Origin of the sequence: Burkholderia sp. 22PA0106, from assembly GCF_047497155.1 — a bacterium.
GTDB lineage: Bacteria > Pseudomonadota > Gammaproteobacteria > Burkholderiales > Burkholderiaceae > Burkholderia.
Genome location: NZ_CP163163.1, coordinates 60,075 through 77,494 on the forward strand (window position 1 = coordinate 60,075; position 17,420 = coordinate 77,494).

Consider the following 17,420-nt stretch of genomic DNA (forward strand, 5'->3'; position numbering starts at 1 on the left):
TCATGGCAGTTGCCAAGAAGAAACCGGCTGCGAAGAAAGTCGCCGCCAAGAAGGCCGCACCGGTCGCAGCGAAGAAGGCTGCCCCGGCGAAGAAGGTCGCAGTGAAGAAGGTTGCTGCGAAGAAAGTCGCGGTGAAGAAGGTTGCCGCGAAGAAGGCAGCACCGGCCGCCAAGAAGGCAGCGGTGAAGAAGGTTGCTGCGAAGAAGGTCGCAGTGAAGAAGGTTGCCGCGAAGAAGGCAGCACCGGCCGCCAAGAAGGCAGCGGTGAAGAAGGTTGCCGCCAAGAAGGCGCCGGCAGCGAAGAAGGTTGCGGCGAAGAAAGTTGCCGTGAAGAAGGTTGCTGCCAAGAAGGCAGCACCGGCCGCCAAGAAGGCAGCAGTGAAGAAGGTTGCTGCCGTCAAGAAGGCACCGGCAGCGAAGAAGGCTGCACCGGCCGCCAAGAAGGCCGCAGCCGCACCGGCAGCGAAGAAGGCGCCGGCCGCCAAGAAGGCAGCCCCGGCAGCGAAGAAGGCACCGGCCGCCAAGAAGGCAGCGCCGGCGAAGAAGGCAGCCGCGAAGAAGGCCGCAGCCGCTCCGGCGACGACCACGGCGTCGACGGCGTCGGTGGCACCGTCCTCGGGTGCGAAGACCGCGCTGAACCCGGCAGCGGCATGGCCGTTCCCGACGGGCAGCCGTCCGTAATCGGTTTGCCGCGCGACCGTAGACCGGTTGCGCGGCACCGTACGGCCAGCGTTGTATAGCCTGAAGCAGATGATGTAGCGGGCCGATTCGTCGGCTCGATCAGATCCCGTTGCCGGTTTCGGCAGCGGGATTTTTTTATGCGTGCGCGACGGCGGGAATGGCCTCGCATGCTGCGTACGCTTCGCACCCGCGTCGCACGTTTTTCGCGCGCATAAAAAACGCATACGCGAAACGAATCGCGTATGCGCGGGATATCGCGGCTTGAGCCGCGCGCTGAGGTCTCCTCTAATGCGTGACGCGGGTGACGCCGCCGCTCGACAGCAGGCGGACGCGGTCACCGGCGCGGAATACTTCAGGCGTGGCGGCCTGCGTGATCGAACGCAGATCGCCGTTGTCGAGGCGCACGGTGATTTCCACACCGTTCGCCGTGCTCATGCCCTGGCCGATCGCATTGCCTGCCACCGCACCGGCGATACCGCCGGCGATTGCGGTGAGGATCGACCCTCGGCCGCCGCCGATCGCGCTGCCGGCCACCGCACCGAGTGCGCCGCCGCCGAGCGTGCCGAGCGTGGAGCCGGCACCGGTGTCGCTTTCGATGCGCACGGCACGCACGCTTTCGATCGTGCCGAGCCGGACGCTTTGCTCGCGATTCGCCTGGCTCGAGCTATAGACGTCCGCCGAGCCCGGCGGTGCGAAGCAGCCCGCGAGCGACACCGAAGCGGTGATCATCGCGGCGAGCATGAGGGTTTTCCTGGTCAGCATGGGTGGTTCTCTCCAACAAATCTTATTCGATACTGTAGCCGAACGCGGTCTCGAAGCGGGACAGGATTTCCGCGCGGCTCAGCGTGTAGCTTTGCGGGCCCGGGTGAGCGATCTTGATCGACCCCATGAGGCTCGCGAGGCGGCCGGTGGTGGCCCAATCCAGGCCCTTCTCGATCCCGTACAGCAGGCCGCCGCGGAAGGCGTCGCCGCAACCGGTGGGATCGACGATCTGTTCGGCCTTCACGACCGGGATCTGCTCGGTGCCTTCGCGGTGGCGGATCGTGGCGCCGTGTTCGCCGCGCGTGATGATCAGGGCCTGGACCCGGCTCGCGATCTCGTCTTCCGACCAGCCCGTCTTGTCGCTCACCAGTTTGGCTTCGTAATCGTTGACCGCCAGATAGGTGGCAAGTTCAATGCTGCGACGCAACGTGTCGCGGTCGAACAAGGGCAGGCCCTGGCCCGGATCGAAGATGAACGGCACGCCCGCCTTGGCCAGTTCCTCGACGTGCTGGACCATGCCCTGGAAGCCGTCCGGGCCGACGATCGCAAGCGTGATGTCGCGCGCTTCGCCGGCGTGGTTCAGGTGCGACTGCATCATCGCGCCCGGGTGGAACGCGGCGATCTGGTTGTTGTCGAGGTCGGTGGTGATCATCGCCTGCGCCGAGTGCGTGTCGGGCACCACGCGCACGTGGTCGCGCGACAGGCCGAGCGCATCGAAGCGGTCGAGATAGAGCTGGGCGTCGATGGCGCCGATCGTGCCCATCACGCGCGCATCGCCACCGAGCGCATGCAGCGCATAGCCGATGTTGCCGGCGCAGCCGCCGAACTCGCGGCGCATGGTGGGCACCAGGAAGCTCAGGTTGATGAGGTGGACCTGGTCGGGCAGGATGTGCTCCCGGAAGCGCCCTTCGAAGGTCATGATGTTGTCGTAGGCGATCGAACCGCAAATCAGGGTAGCCAAGGTCGTTCCTGTTCAGAAGGGAAGGCGGCGAGAGAAGAAAAAGCGACGCGCATCGCCATGCCGGGGCGATGCGCGCGGGTACCTAAGCGGAGTGCTTACTTCAGTGCGGCGAGGGCGGCGTCGTAGTTCGGCTCGTCCTTGATTTCGCCGACCAGTTCCGTGTAGACGACCTTGTCGTTCGCATCGATGACCACCACCGCGCGCGCGGTCAGGCCGTTCAGCGGGCCGCTCGTGACGTCGACGCCGTAGGCGTTCGCGAATTCGCGGCCGCCGCGGAACGTCGAGGCCGTCGACACGTTTTCGAGGCCTTCGGTCGTGCAGAAGCGCTTGGCGGCGAACGGCAGGTCGCCCGACACCACCACCACGGCCGTATCCGCCAGCTTGCCGGCCGCTTCGTTGAACTTGCGCGTGGACGTGGCGCAGGTCGGCGTGTCGAGGCTCGGCACGATGTTCAGCACCTTGCGCTTGCCCGCGAAGCTCGCGAGCGACAGCTCGCCGAGGTCCTGGCCAACCAGCTTGAAGTCGGGGGCTTGCGCGCCGACCGTCGGGAACGCGCCGGCGAGTTCGATCGGGTTGCCGCCCAGGGTGACTTTGCTCATTTCGTACTCCGGAGAGAGGGCGTCATGCGACGCCGAGGTTGAGGCCGGCGCGCCCGGTGCGGGGCGCCGTGCGCTTACGGATAGAAGATCTGGACGCGGAAATTCGATGCGGCGATGCCGGGCGCGCCGTCGGCGGCCCCCGGCGCGGTATCGATCCGCACGTACGAGGTTTCGGTGGCGCCGGCCGGCAGGCCCGCGCCCATCGGCGTGCCCGGCCTGACGTAATCGGCGGGCGCCAGCACGCGACGCGCGGCCACCCGATCCGACACATCGAGCAGCGTCAGCTCGATCGACGGGTAGGCGAGCGCGATGGTGGTGCGGTTCGACAGCGGCACCTTCAGTTCGAGCACGCGCGAGCCGTCGAGCTGGCGCAGGTCCGAGGCGCCGAGCCGCAGCCCGTCGATCGCACGCGGCGGTTCGAGCGTGCAACCGAACGCCGAGCAGGCCTGCGCGAACAGCGGCTGGCTGGCCGGCCAGTGCACGATCAGCGGTTCGCGGCACCACCAGGCCATCTGGCCCGCCAGCACCACGATCAGCAAACCCGCGACGAAGCCGCCGAACACGCGCCGGCCGAAGCCGCCGCGTGCGGTGGCCGGCGATTCGCGCGTCATCGCGAAATGGACGCGGCCGTCGGCGGCGGGCTCGGCGGCGAACGGCTCGTTCGGGGGCGTGTGGCGCGGCGGCAGGTGGACGCGGACGTGATCGTCCGCTTCGACCGGGTGCAGGGGATCGTCGGTATCGACGAGGGGAAGCGGTGCCACGGCGAGGCCGAGCGACGGCTCGGCCGCATCGCGTGGCACCGCAGCGATCGGCGGCGCCGTATCGATGGCAGCGACGGCCACGGCGGCTTCATGCTCGCCGTCATGGAGGGCGACGGCGGGCTGGCCGTTCGCGGGCCGCGTCATCGCCCCGCGCATCAGGCCGGCCTGATTGGCCGGCGCTTCGAGGCGAGAGGCCGATTCGATCGGCACCAGCGGCTCGGTACCGGTGTTGCCGCCGTGATGGCGCAGCGCGGGATCGATGCCGCCGTCGAGCCAGGGCGCCCACATGTCCCAATCGCCGGGCGTGAAGTTGCCGTTCGCGGGCTGGTCGGGGGTGGCGTGCGCCAAGGTGGCCGAGAACACGCGCGGCGGCTGAGACGGCGCGCTTGCCGTGGCGGGCTGCGGTTCGACGATGGCCGGGGCCAGTTCGGGATCGGGCTCGACGAGCGAATTCGCCGCGTCGAAGACCTGCTGGCAGTGCCCGCAACGTGCGAGCCCGCCGTGCAGCTTCAGATGTTCCGGCTGAATCCGGAACACGGTTTCACAGTGGGGGCAGCGCGTCGCGAGTGGCATGGTCACGGGCAGCGGGGCCGGAGTGAAGGACAGCGCCTATTCTAATGGCTTTCGCGCCGGGTTCCGGCAAGGCACACCCAACCTTCGTGCTCGCGCCAGACCGAAATGTTGACATAGCGCGCATACACGGCCGCGACTTCGTCCGCCTGCCGTGCCAGCACGCCCGACAGCGCGATGCGGCCGCCCGGCTTGACCTTCGACGCCAGCATCGACGCCATCAGTTTGAGCGGGTTCGACAGGATGTTGGCGACCACGATATCGAATTCACCGGCCGGGCAATCGTCGGGCAGGCCGTAGGTCACGTCGGCGCGATTGCGCTCGCTGTTGTGGCGAGCCGATTCGACGGCTTGCGGATCGATGTCGATGCCGGTCACCTCGCCCGCGCCGCACTTCCTGGCGAGGATCGCGAGAATGCCCGAGCCGCAGCCGTAGTCCAGCACCGATTGGCCGGCCTGCACGGTTTGCTCGAGCCATTCCATGCAAAGTCGCGTGGTGGGGTGGCTGCCCGTGCCGAACGCGAGGCCCGGATCGAGCTCCAGCACCAGCGCGTCGGGATCGGGTGCATCGTGCCACGAGGGCACCACCCAGATCCGTTCGCCGATCGGGATCGGATCGAACTGCGATTGCGTGAGTCGCACCCAATCCTGCTCCTCGACGTCACGCACGCTGAACGCGGGCGCGGCATCGAGGCCGACTTCGTTCGCGGCGGCCGCCAGCAGCACGGCCGGATCGGCTGTTTCCGCCAGCAGCGCGATCACCCGCGAATGTTGCCAGGCGGCGCGCTCGGGCGTGAGGCCGGGCTCGCCGAACAGCGGCTGCTCGTCGGGTGTGTCGGCGTCGGCATCCTCGACGGACACCGACAGCGCGCCCAGCTCGATCAGCGCGTCCGACAGCGCTTCCGCATGCTCGCGCGCGAGCTCGACGACCAGTTCCCGGTAGCTCATGCTCAGGCCTCGTCCGGCGCGACCTGCTGCTTGGCGGCCAGGCGATTTTCCAGATAGTGGATGCTGGTGCCGCCTTCGACGAACTTCGAGTCGAGCATCAGCTCGCGGTGCAGCGGGATGTTCGTCTGGATGCCTTCGACGACCATTTCCGACAGCGCGATGCGCATGCGCGCCATGGCCTGCTCGCGCGTCGCGCCGTAGGCGATCAGCTTGCCGATCATCGAATCGTAGTTCGGCGGGACGAAATAGCCGTTGTAGACGTGCGAATCGACGCGGATGCCCGGGCCGCCCGGCGTGTGCCACGACGTGATCCGGCCCGGCGACGGCGTGAACTTGAACGGATCTTCGGCGTTCACGCGGCATTCGATCGCGTGGCCGCGGAACTGGATGTCGCGCTGGCGCAGCGCGAGCTTCTCGCCGGCCGCGATCTTGATCTGTTCCTGCACGATGTCGACGCCGGTGATCAGCTCCGTGACCGGATGCTCGACCTGCACGCGCGTGTTCATCTCGATGAAGTAGAACTCGTTGTTCTCGTACAGGAATTCGAACGTGCCCGCGCCGAGGTAGCCCATCTTCTTGCAGGCGTCGGCGCAGCGGTCGCCGATGCGATCGATCAGGCGGCGCGCGATGCCCGGCGCCGGCGCTTCCTCGATCACCTTCTGGTGGCGGCGCTGCATCGAGCAGTCGCGTTCGCCGAGCCAGAGCGCGTTCTTGTGCGAATCGGCCAGCACCTGGATCTCGATGTGGCGCGGATTCTCGAGGTACTTCTCCATGTACACCTGCGGGTTGCCGAACGCACGGCCGGCTTCCTCGCGGGTCATGTTGACCGCGTTGACGAGCGCCGCTTCCGTGTGGACGACCCGCATGCCGCGGCCGCCGCCGCCGCCCGCCGCCTTGATGATGACGGGGTAGCCGACCGCGCGCGCGATCTTGACGATTTCCTTCGGATCTTCGGGCAAAGCGCCTTCCGAGCCCGGCACGCACGGCACGCCGGTGCGGATCATGGTCTGCTTCGCGGTGACCTTGTCGCCCATCATGCGGATCGTGTCCGGACGCGGGCCGATGAAGGTGAAGCCCGATTGCTCGACGCGCTCGGCGAAGTCGGCGTTCTCGGACAGGAAGCCGTAGCCGGGGTGGATCGCTTGCGCGTCGGTCACCTCGGCCGCGCTGATCAGCGCGGGCATGTTCAGGTAGCTGAGGTTCGACGGAGCGGGGCCGATACAGACCGCTTCGTCGGCCAGCTTCACGTACTTGGCTTCCTTGTCGGCTTCCGAGTACACGACGACCGTCTTGACGCCGAGTTCGCGGCACGCGCGCTGGATGCGCAAGGCGATTTCGCCGCGATTGGCGATGAGGATTTTTTCAAACATAGCGGGTATTCGTCTTTCCGGTAGCGCGCTCTGGCGCGGGGCGGCGCGCTCGGCTTTAGCCGATCACGTACAGCGGCTGGCCGTATTCGACCGCCTGGCCGTTCTCGACGAGGATTTCCTTGATGATGCCCGACTTGTCGGACTCGATCTCGTTGAGCAGCTTCATCGCTTCGATGATGCACAGCGTCTGGCCTTCCTTGACCGTGTCGCCCACCTGGACGAACGGATCGGCGCCCGGCGACGGTGCGCGATAGAACGTGCCGACCATCGGCGAGGTGACGACGTGGCCTTGCGGTGCGGCCGGCGCCGGCGCGGCGGCCGGTGCGGCAGCTTCGCCGCCGACGTTCCCGACCGGTGCGGGTGCGCCGGCTTGCGGCAGGTAGCCGGGGGCGGACTGCACATAGACGGGCGGCGCGTTCTTGACGATACGCACCTTGCCTTCGCCTTCCGTGACTTCCAGCTCGGAGATGCCGGATTCGGAGACGAGGTCGATCAGGGTTTTCAGCTTGCGAAGGTCCATCGGGTATTCCCCTTGTCTAGTCGTGAAGCGCCGGCCGTGCCGGCTGCGATTCGGATTCTTGAAACTGCTCAGCCGCGCGACGCACCCTGCAGCGTATCGAGCGCATGCTCGAGCGCGTACAGGTAGCCCTTCCAGCCGAGGCCGCAGATCACGCCTTCGGCCTGATCGGAGAAGTACGAGTGATGCCGGAACGACTCGCGGCGGTGCACATTCGACAGATGTACCTCGACGAACGGAATGGCGACGCCGGCCAGCGCGTCGCGGATCGCGACACTCGTATGCGTGTAGGCGGCCGGGTTGATCACGATGAAATCGGTCTTTTCGTCCCGGGCAGCGTGGATGCGGTCGACCAGCGCGCCTTCGTGATTGCTCTGGAACGAGCTCAGTTCGGCGCCCGCTTCGGTTGCCCGCGCGGCCAGGGCCCGATCGATCTCGGCCAGTGTTACGCGCCCGTAGACCCCGGGTTCCCGGGTGCCGAGAAGATTGAGGTTGGGGCCGTGCAGTACCAGCAATCGTGTCATGGTCGCTTCAATTTCTGCGGAATTGGGCGCACTTTATCGCCGTTTCGAGAAATTTGTCCAGTTTTGCCGTGTGGCGCGCTTGCTCGCGGCGGGCCGAATTGCCCGCCGTAGCGCGAAGTTCGCGGTATTTTTCGCCAATCTGCCGCGAACCGGAGGTCAACCGCCGGTAACGCGCGATACGAAAAGCTTCGCGCTTAAAGCGTGTCGAGCGTCTTCTTGAGCTGGTTCGGCTCGATTTCGCCTAATTTTGTCATGCGTACCCGGCCGTTCGCATCAATTACGACCGTAAACGGCAAGGCGCCGGCCGTGTTGCCAAAATTACGGGCCAGATCCGCGCCGGCGTAGCCGCTGACGAATACCGGGTAGTCCACCTTCACTTTCTGCAGGAACGCCTGGACGTTCTTGTCCGAGTCGACGGCCACCCCGACGAAACGAATGCCCTTCGCCTTGTAGGCGTGCGAGAGCTGCACGAGTTCCGGCATTTCCTTGACGCAGGGGCCGCACCACGACGCCCAGAAGTTCACCACGACCTTCTGGCCCTTGAAGGCCGCCAGCGATTGCGGCTTGCCGTCGTCGTCGGTGACCGATGCGGCCCACAGCGTGGCGACCGGATCGGCCTTGGCGGTGGCCGCTTCGGCGGCGTTCTCGAACACGTCGCCGCGCATCCAGTGGCCGGCGGCGAGACCGCCGGCGACCGCAACGGCCGCGACCACGGCGATGGGGAGGTATCGTTTACTGTTCATCTTCGGATCGAATCGGAGTGGAAAGGGCGGCCGGCGCGTCGAGCAGCGCGCGCAGGGCCGCGGCGTCGGCGCGATTGAGCCGGCCGCGCGCATCGGCGCGCACCGCGCCGCGCAGGTCGTCGGCGCCGTAGAGTGCCAGGTGAATGCCGATCGGGTCGGCATCGCGACGCTCGCGCCAGAGAAAGCTCAAGGTCTCGACGTCGCCGCGACCGGCGAAATGCCGGGTTTCGGACACGTCGTACTGGATGTTCTGGTTCAGCAGATAGATCGCGACTTCCTTCTGGCTGTCGGAAAACATCTGCAGATGGATGTCGGAGTGCGCGTTGGCGGTGCCGTTCAGCACGGAGCCGGCCAGGTAGGGCGCGAACGGCGCGAGCCGCTCCATCCAGTCGAGCGCCACCTGCCGCAGCCGCGCCAGCTCGGCCGGTTGCGTGTCGGACTGGAACAGCGCCATGTATTCGTGCAGCTCGGCCTCGATCATGTCGTTGTCGGGCAGCCATTCCCCGGCGATCCGGGTGTCGCCGAGCAACTGGCGGGCGGCCTTGCGTTTCGCGGCGGCGTAATCGAGCCCGTCCTCGGCGATGAGGCGGGCGGCGGCGAGCGCGATTTCCTCGCGGACGCGGCGCGGATCGAGCAGGGAGTGTCGAGGCATGGTGCGGCAATCATACTCGATCGGCCGGACGGCGCAGCGCCTGCCCGGCCGACGCGGCGGGGCAGGCGGCTCGGTTACAATGGCAGCCTTTCTCCGGCTGCCGGCCGGCGCGATCCTCGCGGCACGGCGCGCCCGCCGGTTTCGATTCGCGACTTCGCATGGCGCCCGCGCGGCGCGACAGCTCTCTATGCATATCCACATTCTTGGCATCTGCGGCACGTTCATGGGCGGGCTCGCCGTGCTCGCCCGCGAGGCGGGCCATACCGTGACCGGATGCGACGCGGGCGTCTATCCGCCGATGAGCACCCAGCTCGAAGCGCAGGGTATACAACTGATCGAAGGTTACGGCGCCGAACAGGTCGATCTGGCGCCCGACCTGTTCGTGATCGGCAATGTCGTCTCGCGCGGCAATCCGCTGATGGAAGCGATCCTCGATCGCGGCCTGCCGTACACGTCCGGCCCGCAGTGGCTCGGCGAGCACGTGCTGGCCGGCAAGTGGGTGCTGGCCGTGGCCGGCACCCACGGCAAGACCACCACCAGCTCGATGCTGGCCTGGCTGCTCGAGGATTCCGGCCTGAACCCGGGCTTCCTGATCGGCGGCGTGCCGCTGAACTTCGGCGTGTCGGCGCGGCTGACCGATTCGAGCTTCTTCGTGATCGAGGCCGACGAGTACGACACGGCGTTCTTCGACAAGCGCTCCAAGTTCGTCCATTACCGGGCGCGCACCGCGGTGCTGAACAACCTCGAATTCGATCACGCCGACATCTTCCCTGATCTCGCCGCGATCGAAACCCAATTCCATCACCTCGTGCGCACCGTGCCGGGCGTCGGCCGCATCGTCTCGAACGGCCGCGAGGCCGCGCTCGACCGCGTGCTGGCGCGCGGCTGCTGGAGCGAGGTCGAACGCTTCGGCGTGGAAGGCGGCTGGCAGGCGCTGCCGGCCGAGGACGGCGTGCCCGTCGACGAGCGCTTCGCGGTTTACTGGCGCGGCGAGCGGATGGGCGAAGTCGAATGGACGGTGCAGGGCGAGCACAACCGCCAGAACGCGCTGGCAGCGATCGCGGCCGCGCGCTCGGTCGGCGTGCCGCCGGCCCAGGCGGCGCGTTCGTTCGCCACCTTCCGCAACGTCAAGCGGCGCATGGAGGTTCGCGGCAGCGTCGACGGCGTGACCGTCTACGACGATTTCGCGCACCACCCGACCGCGATCGACACCACGATCGCCGGCCTGCGCGCGCGAATCGGCCGCGATCACACCCGCATCCTCGCGGTGCTGGAGCCGCGCTCGAACACCATGAAGCTCGGCACCATGAAGGCGCAACTGCCGGGCAGCCTGGCCGATGCCGATCTCGTGTTCGGCTACGGCGCGGCGTCGGGCCGCGACGCGCTCGGCTGGAGCCTGGCCGATGCGCTGGCGCCGCTCGGCGAGCGCGCGCAGGCGTTCGACGATCTCAATGCGCTGGTCAAGGCCGTCACGGCCGCCGCCCGGCCGGGCGACCAGATCCTCGTGATGAGCAACGGCGGTTTCGGCGGCGTGCACCAGAAGCTGCTCGACGCGCTGTCCGCACGGGGCGGCGCGTGATTCTGTATCTGCACGGGTTCCGGTCGTCGCCGCAGTCGTTCAAGTCGCGGCTGCTGGCGGCGCGCATGGCCGAACTCGGCCGAGCCGACGAATGGCGCTGCCCGGCGCTGTCGGTGTCGCCGCTCGAAGCGGTGGCGCGGGCCGAAGCCGAGGTGGCCGGCGCGGCGTCGGACACGGTCACCGTGATCGGCAGCTCGCTGGGCGGTTATTACGCCACCTGGCTGGCCGAACAGCATGGCTGGCGCGCGGTGCTGCTCAATCCGGCCACGCTGCCGCAGCGCGACCTGGCGCGCCATCTCGGCGAGCAGCCGCTCTGGCACGGCGGCGGCAGCATCGTCGTCGAACCGCGCCATCTGGGCGAACTTGACGCGTTGAGCGTGCGCGCCGTGACGCGCCCGGAACGCTACTATCTGATCGCCGCGACGGGCGACGAAGTGCTCGACTACCGCGAGATGCTCGCGCACTATCCGGGCGCGCGCACCCGCCTCATCGACGGCAGCGATCACGGCATCAGCGAGTTCGCCGACTACGCCGACGAGGTGCTGGCGTTCTGCGACGCGCCGCGAACGCCCTAGCCGCGCCCGTCAGGGCCGGCAACCGAATTCAATCCAAGCTGGACGAGGCGCCGCCGGGCGGCGCCGGACAGTCTCAACGAGAGTAATCGAGTGAACGTTTTTTTCGAGGAATCGGGCAGTTTCAAGGCCGGCAGCGTGCTGTCGCGCCAGGGCGATGCGTTTCAGGTCGAACTGCCGGGCGGGCGGCGCGCCAAAGTGCGCGCCAAGGATGTGCTGATCGAGTTCGACAAGCCGGCGGCCGGCGAGCTGATGCAGCAGGCCGACGCGGCCGCACAGGAAATCGACCTCGATTTCCTGTGGGAATGCGCGCCGAATGAGGAATTCGCCTACGCCGCGCTGGCCGACGAGTATTTCGGCAGCGGCTACGGCCCCGTCGAGCGCGCGGCGCTGGTGCTGCGCATGCACGGCTCGCCGGTGTATTTCCGCCGCAAGGGGCGCGGCCAGTATCAGCGCGCGCCCGAAGAGCAACTGAAGATGGCGCTCGCCGGGCTCGAGCGCAAGCGCCAGCAGGCGCTGGTGCAGGCCGGTTACGAAGAGGAACTGAAGGCGCGCAAGCTGCCGGCCTCGTTCGAGGGCAAGGCGCTGGCGCTGCTGACCCGCCCCGACAAGAACTCGATCGAATACAAGGCGCTCGACGCCGCGGCGATCGCGCTCGGCGTGTCGCAGGCGCGCCTGATGCTCGACTGCGGCGGGGTGGCCTCGCCGCGCGCGCTGCACGAGGCGCGCTTCCTGGCCGAACACTTCCCGCACGGCACCGGCTTCCCGCCCGTCACGGTCGGCGCGTTGCCGGACGACCTGCCGCGCGCGAACGTCGAGGCGTTCTCGATCGACGACGTGACCACCACCGAAATCGACGATGCGTTCTCGGTCGAGCACCTGCCCGAGAATCGCGTGCGGATCGGCGTGCACATCGCCGCGCCGGCGCTCGGCATCACGCGCGGCGACGCGATCGATGCGATCGCGCGCGCGCGGCTGTCGACCGTCTACATGCCCGGCGACAAGATCACCATGCTGCCCGACGACGTGGTGGAGGTGTTCACGCTGAAGGAAGGCGGCTTCCGCCCGGCGCTGTCGCTGTACATCATCGTCGACCGCGAGACGCAGGACATCGTCGCCAACGAAACGCGCGCCGAATACGTGTTCGTGAAGAGCAACCTGCGCCACAACACGCTCGACGAGCTGGTCAACGAGGAAACGCTCTCGGCCGGCAGCGGCGAGTATCCGCACAAGGACGACATCGCGGTGCTGTGGCCGCTCGCGCAGGCGCTGTTCGAGAAGCGCCAGGTGGCGCGCGCCGGCTACGGCCTGAAGCGCGAGGTGCAGCGCAACACCGATTACAACTTCTACGTGGAAGGCGAGCACATCTCGATCACGCCGCGGCGTCGCGGCTCGCCGCTCGACCTGATCGTGTCCGAGCTGGCGATCCTGTCGAATTCCACGTGGGGCGCGTTCCTGCACGATCACACCGTGCCCGGCATCTACCGCTCGCAGCGCGCGCTCGGCGTGCCGACCGGCCCGAAGCGCACCCGCATGCAGACCTCCGCCGCGCCGCACGAAGGCCTGGGCGTCGCGCAATATGCGTGGAGCACCTCGCCGCTGCGCCGCTACGTCGACCTGGTCAACCAGTGGCAACTGCTGGCCTGCGTTCAGCACGGCGTGACGGCCAAGCTGGCCGCGCCGTTCAAGCCGAAGGACGCCGATCTGTACGCGGTCGTGCAGGGCTTCGACGATACCTACACGGCCTATGCCGATCATCAGCGCCGCATGGAGTATTTCTGGTGCCTGCGCTGGCTGCGCCAGGAAAACCGCCGGCAGGTCGTGGCGGCGGTGGTGAAGGGCGATCTGGTGCGGCTCGAGGAAATCCCGCTGCTGCTGCATGTGCCGGGGCTCGGCGTGCATGCGCGCGGCACGCGCGTGCTGCTCGACGTGATGTCGATCGACGAGCTGACGATCGAGGCGTCGGTGCGCCTGCTCAACGTGCTCGATGCGCCGGTCGTCACGAGCGGCGAGGCGGCCGAGGAGGATGAAGGCGGCGAGGAAGCGGCGGGCGACACGCTCGTCGAGGCCGCCGACGATTCGGCCGAAAGCGAAGCCGAGGCATTGGCCGAGGCTGGCGATGCCGCCGAAGGTGCCGCCGCGCCGGAAGCGGGCGACGCGGAACACACAGAACAGACCGGCCCGGCGGCCGGCGACGAGGAGACGAAATGAGCGAGCGCGACCCCTATGTCGTGATCGGCAACCCGGTGGCGCACAGCAAGTCGCCGGCGATCCATGCCGCGTTTGCCGCGCAGACGGGCGAGCCGGTGGCCTACACGCACCGCCTCGCGCCGCTCGACGGCTTCGAGGCGTCGGTGCGCGAGTTCATCGCGGCGGGCGGGCGCGGCGCCAACGTCACGGTGCCGTTCAAGCTGGAAGCGCATGCGCTGGCCGATACGCTGTCGCCGCGCGCGGCGGCGGCGGGCGCGGTCAATACGCTGCGTTTCGATGCCGATGGCGGCATTTACGGCGACAACACCGACGGCGTCGGCCTCGTGCGCGACATCGAGCAGAACCTCGGCGTGTCGCTGGCCGGCGCGCGCATCCTGCTGCTCGGCGCGGGCGGCGCGGCGCGCGGCGTGGTGGTGCCGATGCTCGATCGCGCGCCGCTGTCGATCACCATCGTCAATCGCACCGCGAGCAAGGCCGAGGATCTGGTCAGCCAGTTCATGCAGGCCGCGCACGATGCCGGTTGCCGGTTGGCGGGCGGCAGCGCGGCGATCGTCGAGCGCCGTCCGTACGACGTGATCGTCAACGCCACGGCCGGCAGCCTCGACGCCGCGCTGCCCGAATGCGACACGGCCGCGTTCGGCGCGGGCACGCTCGCCTACGACATGATGTACAGCGCCCAGCCGACCGTTTTCATGCGGCACGCGGCCTCGCTCGGCGCGCGTCCTGCCGACGGGCTCGGCATGCTGGTGGAGCAGGCCGCCGAGGCGTTTCATGTGTGGCGCGGCGTGCGGCCCGATGGCGCACCGGTGCTCGCGGCGCTGCGCGACGCGCTCGTCGCGGCGGCCTGAGCGGCCCGTTTCCGCATCGCCATGGCGATCCCGCTCGGTGCCGGCAAGGCTCGCACGACCGGCCCGGCGCGCCGGCGCGGGCTCGCACGCTGGGCTGCTTACGTGGCGGCCGTGCTGGCGCTCGCGTGGTTCGTCACCCAGCTTTATTACTTCGCGCAAATTGCGCTGTGGAACGTCGTCGACCCCGGTTCGACCGCGTTCATGCGCGCTGACGCTTGGCGGCTGAAGGCCGAAACGCCGCCGGTGACGATCCAGCACCAGTGGGTGCCCTACGACCAGATCTCGCGCAATCTGAAGCGCGCCGTGATCGCCTCCGAAGATGCCGATTTCGCCAACAACAACGGCTACGAAGTCGATGCGATCCTGCAGGCCTGGGAGCGCAACCGCGCACGCGGGCGGATCGTGGCGGGCGGCTCCACCATCTCGCAGCAGCTCGCGCGCAACCTGTTCCTGTCGAGCCAGAAGAGTTATCTGCGCAAGGGGCAGGAGCTGATCATCACCTGGATGCTCGAAACGCTGCTCGACAAGGAGCGGATCTTCGAGATCTATCTGAATTCGGTGGAGTTCGGGCGCGGCGTGTACGGCGCGGAAGCGGCGGCGCGCTACTACTACAAGGAGCCGGCAAGCCGGCTCACGGCCTGGCAGGCCGCCCGGCTTGCCGTGATGCTGCCCAATCCGAAGTTCTTCGATGCCCATCGCAATTCGCCCTGGCTCGCGCAGCGCACGCGCGTGATCGCGCGGCGGATGGGGGCGGCGGAGTTGCCGGCTTCGCAGTGAGATCGGGCGGCGCGCCGGCCGCTGCCACAGTGTTTCGCTGATCCAACCCCACGCGCCGTTCCGGCCACGATATTCCTCGCTCGATTTCCCGCCGCATGCCCAGCCGGCCTGCTGCAGGCGCACGTCCGCTCGCCGTTTCTCCCGAGCGCCATTTCTGTCAATATCTCAATATTTGGGCGACGCATTCAAATATTGAAGATGCCGCGCCACGGCCCCTACAATCGGCACCCATCGATATGCACGGCGCGAGACCCCGAAGGGGCCGCAGCCGCAAGCAACCAGGAGACAGACGATGACGCCGATCCAGCAGTCCGCCGAGGTGCGCGCACGCTTGCCGCGAGGCGCGGTCCAGCCCGCCGCCTTGTGATCGCCCGTCACGTGACCCGCTCCCTCATGACCAAGACCCCGATTTCCATCGCGCCGGCCAACGGCACCCGTCCGTCCAACGACAGCCATGCGCAAGCCCCGCTCGGCGCGCTGGCCGACACCATCGGCGCGACCGGTTCGCCGCTCGACCTCGCCGCGCAACAGGCCGGCACGCAAACCTTGCTGCGCGGCCTCGCGATCATCGAGGCGATCGCCGGCGGCGCCCGCGACATGCGCGCCATCGGCGCCGCGCTCGGCACGACGCGCAGCACCACGCACCGCCTCGTCAGCAGCCTGGTTCAGGCGCGCTACCTGCGCCAGATCCAGGGCGGTTACCTGCTCGGCCCGAAGCTGATCGAACTCGGCACGGTCGCGCTCGAACAGATGCCGCTGACCGCCGTGGCCCGCCCGCATCTCGAAGCGCTGGCCGACGCGACGCTCGACACGATCCACCTCGGCGTGCGCGATGGCGACGACGTGCTCTACATCGACAAGATCCCCGGCACGCGCGGCCTCGAAATGCGCTCGCGGATCGGCCACCGGATGCCGCTGGCCTCGACCGGCATCGGCAAGGCGATGATGCTCGACCTCGTGCCCGATACCTGGGCCGCGCTGTTCGAGGCGTCGCGCCGCTCGCTGGCCGGCGTGAACTTCAAGCCCGACCGCCGCCCCGACGCCACCACCTTCCTCCAGCGCATGGCCCATTACGCGGCCGGCGGTTACACGTTCGACCTGGAGGAGAACGAAGCATCGATCCGCTGTGTGGCCGCGCCGGTGCGCGACGCGTCGGGCGCGATCGTCGCGGCGGTGTCGGTGGCGAGCACGATTCCCTACATGCCGCTCGACCGGATGGACGAACTGATCCCGGTCTTGCAGCGCGAAGCGCGCGCCATCTCGTCGGAGTTGGGCTGGAGCGCACCGCAAACGACCCGCAGGATCAAGCGATGACGATGGACCGTCCGGACCCGAAGCCTGCCTCGCCGGCGCTGATCGCGCTCGACTGGGGCACCACGTCGATGCGCGCGTTCCTGTTCGCGGCCGACGGCTCGGTACTCGAATCGAACGCCCACGCCGCCGGCGTGATGAACCTGCCGCGCGGCGGCGGCGCGGCCGCATTCGACGCGGCGTTCGAAACCGCCTGCGGCGCCTGGCTCGACGCCACGCCCGGCCTGCCGGTGCTGGCGGCCGGCATGGTCGGCAGCGCACAGGGCTGGCGCGAGGCGCCCTATGTGACGACGCCGGTCGATGCCGATGCCTTGGCGGCGGGCCTGATTCGCGTCGAGACGGCGCGCGGCGTATCGGTGGCGATCGTGCCCGGCGTGCTCGAAGCCGGTGCGCTGCCCGATGTGATGCGCGGCGAGGAAACCCAGATCGTCGGCGCGCTGGCCGGCGATCCGGCGCTGGGCGGCGACGGCACTGGCGCGTTGATCGGCCTGCCCGGCACCCATGCGAAGTGGGCCTGGGTGCGCCAGGGCCGCATCGAGCGGTTCCGCACTTATATGACGGGCGAGCTGTTCGCGACGCTGCGCGATCACACGATCCTCGGCCGGACCATGCGCGCCGGCGCGGCGGCCGATCTCGACGCGTTCCGGCGCGGCGTGGACGTGGCGCGCGACGGCCGCGACGCGGGCCTGCTCGCAACGATTTTCAGCACCCGCACGCTGGGCCTGACCGGCCGGCTCGCGCCCGAATCGCAGGCCGATTATTTGTCGGGACTGTTGATCGGCCATGAAATGAACGCGCTGGTCGCGATGCTGGCGAGCGTCGGCGCCAGCCTGGCCGCGCAGCCGCCGCGCCTGATCGGCGATCCGGCCTTGTGTGCGCGCTATCTGACGGCGCTGCGTGCGTTCGGCTGCGACGGCGCGCGTGTGGTCGAGCGGGCCACCGAGCGCGGCCTTTGGCGCATCGCGACGCAGGCGGGGCTGGTGGCCGCTGCCGCGTGCACGCCGGGCTGAGCGCCATTCACTGTATTCAGGAGATC

General features: G+C 68.4%; 18 protein-coding genes. 8 read left to right on the top strand and 10 right to left on the bottom strand.

Annotated features, from left to right (window positions below):
• Positions 1 to 2: 2 nt before the first annotated feature.
• The gene (locus tag AB4850_RS15200; RefSeq protein ID WP_414443863.1) at positions 3 to 680 is read left to right on the top strand and encodes a histone H1-like DNA-binding protein; all 678 of its coding nucleotides are present in this window, start codon (positions 3 to 5) and stop codon (positions 678 to 680) included.
• A 285-nt stretch (positions 681 to 965) separates the two neighbouring features.
• Here AB4850_RS15200 and AB4850_RS15205 read toward each other — a convergent pair whose 3' ends face one another.
• The 10 genes from AB4850_RS15205 to AB4850_RS15250 all read right to left on the bottom strand — a co-directional run bounded on the left by AB4850_RS15205 (position 966) and on the right by AB4850_RS15250 (position 9,086).
• Complete coding sequence (locus AB4850_RS15205) at positions 966 to 1,442, bottom strand: glycine zipper 2TM domain-containing protein (protein ID WP_414443864.1); 477 nt, start codon at positions 1,440 to 1,442, stop codon at positions 966 to 968.
• Between the two features lie 22 nt (positions 1,443 to 1,464).
• Positions 1,465 to 2,403 carry a carbohydrate kinase family protein gene (locus AB4850_RS15210; RefSeq protein WP_414443865.1) on the bottom strand — a complete coding sequence of 313 codons (939 nt, stop codon included), beginning with the start codon at positions 2,401 to 2,403 and terminating at the stop codon, positions 1,465 to 1,467.
• A gap of 95 nt (positions 2,404 to 2,498) precedes the next feature.
• A complete protein-coding gene (gene tpx / locus AB4850_RS15215; RefSeq protein WP_206128790.1) occupies positions 2,499 to 3,002 on the bottom strand; it encodes a thiol peroxidase in 504 nt (167 codons plus the stop codon).
• A 74-nt stretch (positions 3,003 to 3,076) separates the two neighbouring features.
• Entirely contained in the window at positions 3,077 to 4,336 is a 1,260-nt protein-coding gene (locus tag AB4850_RS15220; RefSeq protein ID WP_414445525.1) for a zinc-ribbon and DUF3426 domain-containing protein, read from the bottom strand.
• A 41-nt stretch (positions 4,337 to 4,377) separates the two neighbouring features.
• A complete protein-coding gene (gene prmA, locus AB4850_RS15225; protein ID WP_414443866.1) occupies positions 4,378 to 5,280 on the bottom strand; it encodes a 50S ribosomal protein L11 methyltransferase in 903 nt (300 codons plus the stop codon).
• A gap of 2 nt (positions 5,281 to 5,282) precedes the next feature.
• Positions 5,283 to 6,650, bottom strand: a complete 1,368-nt coding sequence (gene accC / locus AB4850_RS15230; RefSeq protein WP_414443867.1) for an acetyl-CoA carboxylase biotin carboxylase subunit — start codon at positions 6,648 to 6,650, stop codon at positions 5,283 to 5,285.
• A gap of 55 nt (positions 6,651 to 6,705) precedes the next feature.
• Complete coding sequence (gene accB, locus AB4850_RS15235; RefSeq protein WP_414443868.1) at positions 6,706 to 7,170, bottom strand: acetyl-CoA carboxylase biotin carboxyl carrier protein; 465 nt, start codon at positions 7,168 to 7,170, stop codon at positions 6,706 to 6,708.
• Between the two features lie 68 nt (positions 7,171 to 7,238).
• Positions 7,239 to 7,691, bottom strand: coding sequence for a type II 3-dehydroquinate dehydratase (aroQ, locus tag AB4850_RS15240; protein ID WP_414443869.1), 453 nt, complete (start codon positions 7,689 to 7,691; stop codon positions 7,239 to 7,241).
• A 194-nt stretch (positions 7,692 to 7,885) separates the two neighbouring features.
• On the bottom strand, positions 7,886 to 8,434 hold the full coding sequence (locus tag AB4850_RS15245) for a TlpA family protein disulfide reductase (protein ID WP_414443870.1): 549 nt from the start codon (positions 8,432 to 8,434) through the stop codon (positions 7,886 to 7,888).
• Positions 8,424 to 9,086 (bottom strand): UDP-N-acetylmuramate--alanine ligase, encoded by a 663-nt coding sequence (locus tag AB4850_RS15250; protein ID WP_414443871.1) that lies wholly within the window; start codon positions 9,084 to 9,086, stop codon positions 8,424 to 8,426. Before AB4850_RS15250 ends, AB4850_RS15245 begins: the two co-directional genes overlap by 11 nt.
• A 187-nt stretch (positions 9,087 to 9,273) precedes the next feature.
• Between AB4850_RS15250 and mpl the strand changes: the two genes are divergently transcribed.
• The 7 genes from mpl (at position 9,274) to AB4850_RS15285 (ending at position 17,394) form a co-directional block, all read left to right on the top strand.
• The gene (gene mpl, locus AB4850_RS15255; protein WP_414443872.1) at positions 9,274 to 10,665 is read left to right on the top strand and encodes a UDP-N-acetylmuramate:L-alanyl-gamma-D-glutamyl-meso-diaminopimelate ligase; all 1,392 of its coding nucleotides are present in this window, start codon (positions 9,274 to 9,276) and stop codon (positions 10,663 to 10,665) included.
• Positions 10,662 to 11,240, top strand: a complete 579-nt coding sequence (locus tag AB4850_RS15260; protein ID WP_414443873.1) for a YqiA/YcfP family alpha/beta fold hydrolase — start codon at positions 10,662 to 10,664, stop codon at positions 11,238 to 11,240. The genes mpl and AB4850_RS15260 overlap by 4 nt, the downstream gene beginning before the upstream one ends.
• 90 nt (positions 11,241 to 11,330) lie before the next feature.
• Positions 11,331 to 13,448 carry an RNB domain-containing ribonuclease gene (locus AB4850_RS15265; protein ID WP_414443874.1) on the top strand — a complete coding sequence of 706 codons (2,118 nt, stop codon included), beginning with the start codon at positions 11,331 to 11,333 and terminating at the stop codon, positions 13,446 to 13,448.
• On the top strand, positions 13,445 to 14,296 hold the full coding sequence (aroE, locus tag AB4850_RS15270; protein WP_414443875.1) for a shikimate dehydrogenase: 852 nt from the start codon (positions 13,445 to 13,447) through the stop codon (positions 14,294 to 14,296). The genes AB4850_RS15265 and aroE overlap by 4 nt, the downstream gene beginning before the upstream one ends.
• 21 nt (positions 14,297 to 14,317) lie before the next feature.
• On the top strand, positions 14,318 to 15,073 hold the full coding sequence (mtgA, locus tag AB4850_RS15275; protein ID WP_414443876.1) for a monofunctional biosynthetic peptidoglycan transglycosylase: 756 nt from the start codon (positions 14,318 to 14,320) through the stop codon (positions 15,071 to 15,073).
• 393 nt (positions 15,074 to 15,466) lie between these two features.
• Complete coding sequence (locus AB4850_RS15280; RefSeq protein WP_414443877.1) at positions 15,467 to 16,387, top strand: IclR family transcriptional regulator; 921 nt, start codon at positions 15,467 to 15,469, stop codon at positions 16,385 to 16,387.
• A complete protein-coding gene (locus AB4850_RS15285; protein WP_414443878.1) occupies positions 16,384 to 17,394 on the top strand; it encodes a 2-dehydro-3-deoxygalactonokinase in 1,011 nt (336 codons plus the stop codon). Before AB4850_RS15280 ends, AB4850_RS15285 begins: the two co-directional genes overlap by 4 nt.
• Positions 17,395 to 17,420 lie beyond the last annotated feature (26 nt).